Genomic DNA, 10,696 nt, shown 5'->3' on the forward strand with positions numbered 1-10,696 from the left:
ACTGCCGCATGGCCGAAAGCGGATGTGGCAGCCGCAAAACTCGGCCATGCGGCATAATCCCGCTTACGGCATAATGCCCATTATGCCGATATCGGCATAACACGCATGCGACCGGGCATCCTTCGCGTCTCAATCGTGACCAGAGCGGATCCTACGGTACGAAGAAATATGCCTTCGAAGAACTGGTCGCGGAGTTGAGTTCCGCATTCAGCTGCGCGTCGCTCGGGATCGTCCCGACCGTGCGCCATGCCGACTATATCGGATCATGGCTTGAAGTCCTGCGCGAAGACAATCGGGCCATCGTGCGTGCCGCCTCGCAGGCGAGCAAGGCCGCGGACTATTTGCTCGGCTTCGTTCCCGGGTCCATTGAGCCCGCGCTGCATTCGGTTGTCGCCGATCACGAGGCGGCGTGATGCTCGGTTTTCTGTGACCGCGCGAGAGTGAGAGGAGGGGACGCTGTTCGCGACGGGTTGGAAGCCGAGAGAGAGTCTCACGGCCGCCCGTCGTGGAGAACCAAAATGACGAAAGCCATACAAAAGATCACGTTGTCGCCTTCCCGGGATATTCCCTTCAACAAGCTCGTGCTCAGCCAGTCGAACGTTCGCCGCGTCAAGGCCGGTGTCTCGATCGAGCAGTTGGCCGAGAGCATCGCGCACCGTACGCTTCTGCAAAGTCTGAGTGTCCGGGCCGTCGTCGACGGAGACGGCAACGAAACCGGCATGTTCGAGGTGCCAGCGGGCGGCAGGCGCTATCGTGCTCTCGAACTCCTGGTGAAACAGAAGCGCATGTCAAAGACGCAGGCGGTGCCATGCGTCGTGCGTGAAGGGGGCATTGCCGCGGACGATTCGGTGGCGGAGAACGACGAGCGGGTCGGTCTGCATCCGCTCGATCAGTTTCGGGCGTTCCAGACACTCCGCGATCTCGGCATGAGCGAGGAAGACATCGCCGCCCGGCACTTCGTGAACCCGGCGATCGTGAAGCAGCGGCTGCGGCTGGCGTCGGTGTCGCCGAAGCTGCATGAGGTTTATGCCGAAGACGGCATGACGCTCGAGCAGCTCATGGCGTTCTCGGTCACGGCCGATCACGCCCGCCAGGAGCAGGTCTGGGAGAACGTCAGCCGTTCCGGTTACGACGAGCCTTACCAGATCCGCCGGCTACTCACCGAGAACACCGTACGCGGGTCCGATCGCCGAGCCCAATTCGTGGGCCTCGATGCCTATCAGCAAGCGGGTGGCGGCGTTCTGCGGGATCTGTTCGAGCACGACGACGGCGGCTGGCTTCAGGACGTCGTGTTGCTCGACCGCCTCGTAACCGAAAAGCTCAAAGCCGAAGCTGAGACGATCGCGGCCGAAGGCTGGAAGTGGATCTCGGTCGCCGTAGAGTTTTCCTACGGTCACACTCATGGCCTCCGAGAAATCGAAGGTAAACCTGTCGATCTCTCGCCTGAGGAACAGGCCACCATCGATGCCCTGAACGCCGAGCAAGCCAAGCTTGAAACCGATTACCAGGATGCGGACGAGCTACCTGACGAGATCGATCAGCGTCTCGGCGAAATCGAGTCGGCGCTAGCGGCATTCGAAGACCGGCCGATGCTTTACGAACCGGCCGAGATCGCCCGAGCTGGTGTCTTCATCAGCATCGATTCCGAGGGACGTCTCTCGTTGGACAGGGGTTACGTCCGGCCGGAGGACGAGGTGCCGGCAACTGATACTGACGTCGAGCAGGGCGCCGATGCATCGTCGACCGAAGGTCAAGAAGAGCATCCTTCCCTCCAGCGCACGGTCATCGCGGTCGCAGGTATTGCTCCCGATGCAGAAGAAGATGATGAGGACGCGGCCAGGCCTCTGCCGGATCGGCTGATTATCGAGCTGACGGCGCATCGCACGCTGGCATTGCGGGATGCGCTGGCAGAGAATCCTGCGATCGCATTCCAGGCGGTGCTGCATAACTTCGTGCTGACGGCCTTTTACCGATTCGCGTCGTCCGGGAGCTGTCTTGAGATCGGACTTCGCACGCCGACCTTTCCCGCTCAAGCTCCCGGGCTGAGGGAAAGCGTCTCGGCGAAAGCTGTCGAGGCGCGGCATGAGTCCTGGAAGTCGCGATTGCCGAAGAGCGAAAGCGATCTCTGGGATGCGCTGACGGCTCTTGATGGTGGTGCACAGGCGTCATTGTTCGCCCACTGCGCGTCATTTGCCGTCAACGCCGTCTATGAGCCGGCCAACCGCTACAATCAGGGCCGTGTCTCCGCTCACGGTGTTCGCACGCGTCTCGACCAAGCTGACGTGTTGGCGCACGCGGTCGGACTCGACATGGTGCAGGCTGGCTGGCGACCAACCGTCGACAACTATCTCGGACGGGTCACCAAGCCACGAATTCTGGAGGCGGTGCGGGAAGCCAAGGGCGAGTCCTCCGCGCAATTGATCGACCATCTGAAGAAGGCTGAGATGGCCAAGGAGGCCGAGCGTCTACTCGATGGCTCGGGCTGGTTGCCGGAGCCGCTGCGTCTCGTCGATTTCGAAGCGGCGCCAGTGGGAGAGGAGGGCGAAGCGGGCTCGCTGCCCGAATTCCTTGCCGATGAGGAGGATCAGGAGACCGTCGGCGACGAAGATCCGCAACGGCTCGACGCGGCTGAGTGACATCACAGAGCGGGACGGCTGCGACCCTCCCGCGGTTGCTTGGGGACCGGTGCGCAGCGCTGGTCCCCTTTCTTATGGGCGAGGGCGCAGAGGGAGAGCTAGGCCGGGAAAGGTTTGAATCGCCGTGGTCTTGAGGAGAGCGCCGGGCGGTTTCGACCCATTCCTGCTCCCCTGAGAAATCCTGCCATGACCGAATCTCTCGCCGGCGGCGTTGCCGCCGCTCCGCTCTCGATGCGTGCCGCTGCAAATCTCACCTCCGCCGCTGTCAGAGCTGCGCAACAGCTTTTGACCGACCTGGAACACGGTCGTCGCATCGATGCCGCTGTTCTGCGCGGCGCCATGGAAGCTGCCTTTGGCGCTTCGGATGCCGCCGGGGTCTGGAACTGGAAGACCGCCTATGACGTCTGCGAGGCGGCAACAGTTCTGTTCCTTCGCAAGTTCGGCCCGGCCATGCGGGCCAAGGCTGGTTCGACGGCCGCCATGCTGCCAATGATCGTGCGAGTAGCTGGCCTTCTGCCGACACATACGCGGCGGTCCGAGGACAGCCTGGCATTTCAGCAATTCTCGACGCCGATCCCGCTCGGGCTGGCGGCATGTACCGCAGCCGGAATTACGCTTGCCGATCGCGTTCTGGAGCCATCCGCGGGGACAGGCCTGCTCGCCGTCTTTGCAGAACTCGCCGGCGGCGCCTTGGTGTTGAACGAGTTGGCCGATGCCCGCTCAGAGCTGCTCGGCCATCTCTTCTCCAACGTTCCGGTCACGCGGTTCGACGGCGCCCAGATCAATGACCACCTCGATGCGAGTGTCGCACCGAGCGTCGTCCTGATGAACCCGCCGTTCTCTGCGCTCGCCAATGTCGATCGACGGATGGCGGATACGGCTCTGCGCCACGTCGCTTCGGCGCTCGCGCGTCTTTGCGACGGTGGACGCCTCGTCGCTATCGCAGGCGCAAGCTTCGCGCCGGCCAACCCGGCATGGCGAGATGCCTTTGTGCGGCTCCAGGAACGCGGGCGGGTGGTGCTTTCTGCGGGGATCGACGGCACCGTTTACGCGAAGCACGGAACACGGATCGACACGCGGCTGCTTGTGATCGATAAGCTGCCCGCTGCCGATCCGACGGCTTTTCCTGTCTCACCAGGCGTCGCGGCCGACGTTGCCACCTTGCTTGGCTGGGTGAACCAGCATGTGCCCCCACGGCTGCCAGTCGCAGCGCCGTCGGAGATCGCCGCCATCGGGCGGCCAGCGATTTCCCGATCGGTCGGCGCCTTTGCGCCACACCTATCGTCCACTTCGAGAGAGGCCGCGCCAGTAGGCGCAGAACTGATCTACGAGACGGTCGAATGGTCCCCGCCGGAAGGTGCCCGGCTGACCGATGCGCTTTATGAGGAATACGGATTGCACTCGATCCTCATTCCCGGATCGTGTGCACATCCGACCAAGCTCGTGCAGTCTGCGGCGATGGCGTCCGTTGCGCCACCGAAGCCATCCTATCGTCCGCACCTGCCGGCCGATGTCATGGTGGACGGAGTTCTGTCGGATGCCCAGCTCGAGAGCATCATCTATGCCGGCGAAGCGCATTCTGAATTCCTGGCGGGGTCCTGGACGATCGATGCGACCTTTGATGTTGTGGCCGCCGCGCGCGACGACGCAGAGAATGCTGTCCGCTTTCGCCGCGGCTGGTTCTTGGGCGATGGCACCGGCGCGGGCAAGGGGCGGCAGGTCGCCGGGATTCTGCTCGACAACTGGCTCAAGGGCCGCCGCCGTGCCGTCTGGATCAGCAAGTCCGACAAGCTGATCGAGGACGCGCAGCGCGATTGGTCCGCGCTCGGCATGGAGCGGCTGCTTGTTACGCCCTTGTCTCGGTTTCGCCAGGGCACCCCGATCCGGCTTTCGGAAGGCATCCTATTTACCACCTACGCCACGCTACGGACCGACGAGCGCGGCGAAAAGCTTTCGCGTGTCAGGCAGATCGTCGAATGGTTGGGCTCGGACTTCGACGGAGTGATCATCTTCGACGAGAGCCACGCCATGCAGAATGCGGTCGGGGGCAAGGGCGAACGCGGCGACCAAGCGGCCTCTCAGCAGGGACGTGCGGGCCTGAGGCTCCAGCACGCGTTACCGAATGCTCGCGTCGTTTATGTCTCGGCGACGGGCGCCACCACGGTCCACAATCTCGCTTATGCGCAACGCCTCGGCCTTTGGGGTGGCGCCGACTTTCCGTTCGCGACGCGCGCCGAGTTCGTCGAGGCAATCGAGGAGGGCGGCGTCGCAGCGATGGAGGTGCTGGCGCGCGACCTCAAGGCGCTCGGTCTCTACGCAGCCCGCTCGCTGTCTTACGAGGGCGTCGAGTACGACTTGGTGGAGCACCAGCTGACGCCGGAGCAGGTTCGCATTTACGATGCCTATGCCGGTGCGTTCAGCGTCATCCATAATAACCTCGATGCGGCGATGCGAGCCGCCAACATCACCGGCGCAACGGGAACGCTGAACGGGCAAGCCAAGTCCGCGGCACGCTCCGCTTTCGAAAGCGCGAAGCAGCGCTTCTTCGGCCACCTTCTGACTTCGATGAAGACTCCGTCGCTGGTCCGATCGATCGAGCGCGACCTTAATGCTGGCCACGCGGCTGTTATCCAGATCGTGTCGACGGGCGAAGCACTGATGGAGCGCCGGCTCGCCGAGATCCCGACTGAAGAGTGGGGCGACGTCCAGGTCGACATCACGCCGCGCGAGTACGTTCTCGACTATCTCGCCCACTCCTTTCCGGTCCAGCTCTACGAGCCCTTCACCGACTCGGAGGGCAACCTCTGCTCCCGGCCTGTCTATCGCGACGGCCAGCCGGTCGAGAGCCGGGAAGCCGTCGCACGACGCGACCGCCTCATCGAGAAGCTTGCATCACTACCGCCCGTACCTGGGGCACTGGATCAGGTCATCCAGCGCTTCGGCACCGAACTGGTCGCCGAGGTGACGGGCCGCTCGCGCCGCATCGTTCGCAAGGGCGACCGGCTGGTGGTCGAAAATCGAGCCGGTTCAGCCAACCTCGCCGAGACCTCGGCTTTCATGGACGACGTCAAGCGCATTCTCGTGTTCTCCGACGCGGGCGGCACGGGGAGGAGCTACCATGCCGAACTGTCGGCTCGGAATCGGCGGTTGCGCGTGCATTACCTGCTCGAGCCCGGTTGGAAGGCCGATGCTGCGATTCAGGGGCTTGGCCGCACCAACCGGACCAATCAAGCGCAGCCACCGTTGTTTCGTCCGATTGCGACAGACGTGAAGGCCGAAAAGCGCTTTCTCAGCACCATTGCCCGCCGGCTCGATACGTTGGGAGCCATTACGCGCGGCCAACGTCGGACCGGAGGGCAGGGCCTGTTCCGGCCCGAGGACAATCTCGAAAGCCAGTACGGACGTGATGCGTTGCGTCAGCTCTACACGCTGCTCGCGCGAGGCAAGGTCGACGGCTGCTCGCTTGGGAGGTTCGAGGATGCGACCGGTCTGAAGCTCACGGATGCCAATGGGCTCAGGGATGACCTGCCGCCGATCACGACCTTTCTGAACAGGTTATTGGCGCTCACCATCGGCTTACAGAATGTGCTGTTCACCGCCTTCGAGCAGCTCTTGACCGCTCGGATCGAAGGCGCGGTTGCATCCGGCACCTACGACGTGGGGTTGGAAACCCTCCGTGCCGAGAGCTTCGTCGTCACCGACCGGCGGACGATCTATGACCATCCGGGGACCGGCGCCGAGACCCGGCTGCTCACGGTCGCCCAGCGCCAGCGCAATCATCCGGTGAGTCTGGATGACGCTCTTGCTCGTCTTTCCGATCGTCAGGCCGTCCTGCTCGTCAATGAGCGCTCGAGACGAGCCGCCGTCCAGGTCCCCGCGGCGAGCGTCATGCTCGATGACGGCGAGATCGAGCGGCGCGTCCGTCTGATCCGGCCGATGGATCAGCACACGGTCCCCCTGACCACCATGGCCGAAAGTCATTGGGACGAAGCGGATCGTGAACGCTTTGCTTCGACCTGGCTGGCGGAGCTTGCCGAGGTACCCGAGTTCACGGAAAGCACGATCCACGTCGTGGCGGGCTTGCTGCTACCGATCTGGAAGCGGCTACCGAACGAATCGACCCGCATCTATCGGCTTCAGACCAATACAGGCGAACGCGTCATCGGCCGCAGGGTTTCGGCCGCGTGGGTCGCAAACGTCGTTACGACGGACGCACCTTCGCTGACGCCGGACGCTGCCTTTGCTGCACTGATGGAAGGACGGACCGTCCTCGAGCTCGCAGAGGGCCTTCAGCTTCGCCGCGTCCGAGTGATGGGCGCACATCGCATCGAGCTGTCGGGATTCAACGACACGATACGCGATCGCCTCCGTGCTTACGGCCTCTTTGGGGAGATCATCTCCTGGAAGCTGCGCATGTTCGTACCCACGGACGCGAGCGGCATCGAGGTCCTGTCGAGGGTGCTCGACACCTATCCGGTTACGGGCGTCAGTGAGCGGGAGGCCGCGTGATGGCCGGCGATGTCTCCGAGCTGGCACGCCGCCTCGCGCGCGAGGCCGAGGCGGTGTGCCGACTCTATCTCCCCAATGGTAAGCGGGCGGGGCGGTACTGGGTGGTTGGCGACGTCCACAACACCCCGGGCCGCTCGTTGTTCGTGCGGCTGCACGAATCGCCAAAGGGGCCCGCCGGCAAGTGGACCGATGCCGCGACCGGGGAACATGGCGATCTCCTCGACATCATCCGCGAAAGCCTTGCCTTGCGAGACTTCCGCGAAGTCGCCGAGGAGGCGAGGCGCTTTCTGAAGCTGCCTCGTTCTGAGGAGCAATCACTCCCGAGACCCGTTCGTCCGGTCGTGCCGGCCGGATCGCAAGAAGCCGCCCGTCGACTTTTTGCGATGTCCGGCCCGATCGAAGGAACGTTGGTGGAAACGTATTTGCAACGTCGTGGAATAAGCCAAATCCACCATGGTGGTAGCCTGCGCTTCCACCCACGTTGCTACTACCGACCGGACGAGCATTTGCCGACTGAAACCTGGCCGGCGATGATAGGCTCTGTCACGGACCTCGAGGGACGGATCACCGGCGTGCATCGCACCTGGCTAGATCCACACGGCTTTGATCGCGTACGGCTCGGTAAGGCTCCGATTGATACGCCACGACGGGCCATGGGCGACCTGCTCGGCAATGCCGTTCGCTTTGGCGTGGTGGACGACGTGCTCGCTGCCGGCGAGGGTCTGGAGACCATGCTGTCGCTGCGCTACGTGCTGCCGACGTTGCCGATGGCGGCCGCGCTTTCGGCTAATCACCTCGCAGCCATATTGCTGCCGTCTGGCCTGCGTCGGCTCTATATCGCCCGCGATGACGATGCTGCCGGAGATGCCGTACAGGCGATTCTCACCCAGCGCGCGGAAGAGGTCGGCGTTGAAGCGATCCCGCTGTCGCCCCGGCTGGGAGACTTCAACGAAGATCTGCACATATTCGGCCTTGATGCCCTGCGAGCAGCGTTGCGGCTTCAACTTGTCCCGGAGGACGTCATCCGCTTCCTGCATTCGTCGACGGTGGCCGCGGAATAGCTCGGCGTGTTCGATCGGCGTCACTAGGTCGGTCAAAGCGAGGCCGATGCCGGAAGAGCACGCGACCACGGCCTTCTAGAGGGCGATCGGACGACAGGCGGTCCGGGCCGGCAATGGCTGCGACCGGCTATTTTCCGCCGCGCGCCAGCGATGAGAAGGCATATTAATCACGTTATCGGCGCGCTTTGCATCGCGAAGCAAAATAGCCGGCCTCCGCCATCCTCCGCTGCGCTTCGGCCCTCCGCTCTGCTCCGGGTGCTGGCCCGTTCCGCCTGCCGTCTGAGTGATCGCCACGAAGGCCGCGATGGTCGCGGCCGATCCGGCAAAGGATCGCCTCCATGACCGACCACGATGACATCGAACCGCCGCACGACGCATCTCCGACCGAACACGTTCTTACCGAATTGCAGCTCTTTGGTTACCGCCCCTTCGACGACCAGCCCGATCCGCGGCCGCTTCCCGAGGGCAGGATCATTACCGGTGCCGTCGCTGACATCTTCGATGCCCTGGTCGCCACGTTGAGCGACACGCGGCTCGAGCCGGACCTCGACGATCTGCTCTGGTCGACCGTCAACCTGTTCCATCGTGCCGTCGACCGCATCGGGCGCCAACTCGACGACAACGAACAGGCGCAGCAGAAGCGTCAGCGCGAGCAGGACGGCTCCGAAGTTCGATCCGTCGAACTCGAACGCATCACGGCGGAAGGCATCACGCTGATCGAGCGCCGCAACTGCCTGGAGCTCTTCCGCGATCAGGCCATAGAGCGCTTCGAGACTCACACCGGCTCATTCTGGCGCCCGCGATCGGGATCGCTGGTGAACCATCGTACGCTGACCGCAGCGATGATCGACTCCCGCGACTTCATCGCAGCCAAGCGCCGCGCCGAGACCGAGGTCATGCTGCCCGCTGGGCCGAAGATCGCGCTCACCGGAGGGCTCGACTTCAACGACCACCACCTCATCTGGGATCGTCTCGACAAGGTTCATGCCAAGCATCCCGACATGGTCCTGCTCCATGGCGGCTCCCCGAAGGGTGCCGAACTGATCGCATCCAAATGGGCGACGATCCGCAAGGTGCCTCAGATCGCCTTCAAGCCTGATTGGACGAAACATGCCAAGGCAGCACCTTTCAAGCGCAACGATGCCATACTCGAAATCCTGCCGATCGGCGTCATGCACTTCCCGGGCACTGGAATCCAGGACAACTTGGCCGATAAGGCGAAGCGGCTTGGCATCCCGGTCTGGATGTTCGGCGGCGCGTGAGCGCCGTCTTCTCGACTCCAAGCCTTCGAGGCGGAATTGCTCACGCCGCAACTCCGCCTCCTTTCAGTCTCATATCCACAGTTGCGCCGTGGTGGTGGTGGAAGGCGCAACTGGCACTTCTATGCACATGGAGCCACCACAATGCTCGCCCTTGGGATTGTTCTCAACACACTCGGCATCGGCCTATTCTGCTGGGCGATTTTCGCGCTCGCAGTGTATGCCCTGCCGTTTTTCGTCGCGCTGAGTATTGGGATGACGGCGTTTCAGAGCGGTGCCGGCCTCATCGGCGGGCTGCTTCTCGGAACGGCCGGCGGCGCGTTGACGCTCGTCCTCGGCCAGGTCGCCGTCGCTTTTACCCGGTCCTTGGCCTTGCGCATCGCGATCGCGACGGCATTCGCTGTTCCCGCCGCCGCCGCCGGCTATCACATGGTGTTCGCCCTGTCTCAGATCGGGGTGCCTTCGCTGGCTTGGCGTGAGGTCTTCGCTTGCCTGGGCGCGGTTTGCATTGGCGTTACGTCATGGACGCGCTTGATGGTTTTGGCGGAGACCCGCCCGTTGGAGCCGGGCGGGGTGGTGGAGAACCCGTCTTAAGCAGTTCTTACGGCCGCATTGGCCGAGCGATGACCGTTTCCCGCCTTCATCGAACAGGTGCGTAGATCGGTGGGGCGACGGGAGATGATCGAAACCTGAGCGCGGGAGAGGCAGTCCTCCTCGGAACTCCTCAATCAAGCTGCCGGCATTCGGTCCGGCCCACCCAGCCGGGGCAGAGCGATGTTATCTCGATCGGTTCTTGGGAGACGATGCCGCCTTTTGCAGGAGATTGTTTCTCTTTCCCCGCTGAATCGTTCCGGCCTCTTGTTCATCAAAACCGAGATAGCCACGCTTCTCCCGATATTGTGGTTCAGCACGCGGACGCACGTGGCCTCGTTGATGGCTTGATCTGGCCGAAGACCGGCTCCGCCTCGATCGTCTGAGCCGCAACGCCGTTGACGCGACTTTCTTCCCCTGGGCTTCGCCCATTCCTCGCGAGACAAGAAAGTCGCCACAACGACGTCCTCCGCTGCGCTCCGGCCCGAGCGGGTGCGTCGCCGATCGTCCTCGGCCCTAGATCGCCATCGAGGCCGCGGTGGTCGCGGGCTCGAAACACAACAGGTAGAGTAGGCGCGCAGCGCCATACCGCCTCACGGCGGCTGGTTTCTGCACGCCTCTCGCCGAACCGGACGTGCCA

The 10,696-nt window shown here is 63.5% G+C and carries 5 protein-coding genes and 1 pseudogene; all 6 read left to right on the forward strand.

Annotated elements, in window-relative coordinates; translation table 11 throughout:
- Positions 1 to 104 precede the first annotated feature (104 nt).
- Positions 105 to 413 (forward strand): annotated as a pseudogene (locus SO139_RS44015) (zincin-like metallopeptidase domain-containing protein); the annotation flags it as partial.
- 105 nt (positions 414 to 518) lie between these two features.
- Complete coding sequence (locus tag SO139_RS44020) at positions 519 to 2,636, forward strand: ParB/RepB/Spo0J family partition protein (protein ID WP_498541991.1); 2,118 nt, start codon at positions 519 to 521, stop codon at positions 2,634 to 2,636.
- A 186-nt stretch (positions 2,637 to 2,822) separates the two neighbouring features.
- A complete protein-coding gene (locus tag SO139_RS44025) occupies positions 2,823 to 7,145 on the forward strand; it encodes a strawberry notch-like NTP hydrolase domain-containing protein (protein WP_498541992.1) in 4,323 nt (1,440 codons plus the stop codon).
- Positions 7,145 to 8,206 carry a DUF7146 domain-containing protein gene (locus tag SO139_RS44030; RefSeq protein ID WP_498541993.1) on the forward strand — a complete coding sequence of 354 codons (1,062 nt, stop codon included), beginning with the start codon at positions 7,145 to 7,147 and terminating at the stop codon, positions 8,204 to 8,206. The genes SO139_RS44025 and SO139_RS44030 overlap by 1 nt, the downstream gene beginning before the upstream one ends.
- 338 nt (positions 8,207 to 8,544) lie before the next feature.
- Complete coding sequence (locus SO139_RS44035) at positions 8,545 to 9,468, forward strand: DUF2493 domain-containing protein (protein WP_498541994.1); 924 nt, start codon at positions 8,545 to 8,547, stop codon at positions 9,466 to 9,468.
- A gap of 141 nt (positions 9,469 to 9,609) precedes the next feature.
- Complete coding sequence (locus SO139_RS44040) at positions 9,610 to 10,059, forward strand: hypothetical protein (protein ID WP_498541995.1); 450 nt, start codon at positions 9,610 to 9,612, stop codon at positions 10,057 to 10,059.
- Positions 10,060 to 10,696 lie beyond the last annotated feature (637 nt).

This window comes from Bradyrhizobium sp. UFLA05-89, assembly GCF_059803475.1.

What these genes read in the sequence shown, in the direction of transcription:
- SO139_RS44020 (WP_498541991.1), top strand. Translation starts at nt 519, where the DNA reads ATGACGAAAGCCATACAAAAGATCACGTTGTCGCCTTCCCGGGATATT.
- SO139_RS44025 (WP_498541992.1), top strand. Translation starts at nt 2,823, where the DNA reads ATGACCGAATCTCTCGCCGGCGGCGTTGCCGCCGCTCCGCTCTCGATG.
- SO139_RS44030 (WP_498541993.1), top strand. Translation starts at nt 7,145, where the DNA reads ATGGCCGGCGATGTCTCCGAGCTGGCACGCCGCCTCGCGCGCGAGGCC.
- SO139_RS44035 (WP_498541994.1), top strand. Translation starts at nt 8,545, where the DNA reads ATGACCGACCACGATGACATCGAACCGCCGCACGACGCATCTCCGACC.
- SO139_RS44040 (WP_498541995.1), top strand. Translation starts at nt 9,610, where the DNA reads ATGCTCGCCCTTGGGATTGTTCTCAACACACTCGGCATCGGCCTATTC.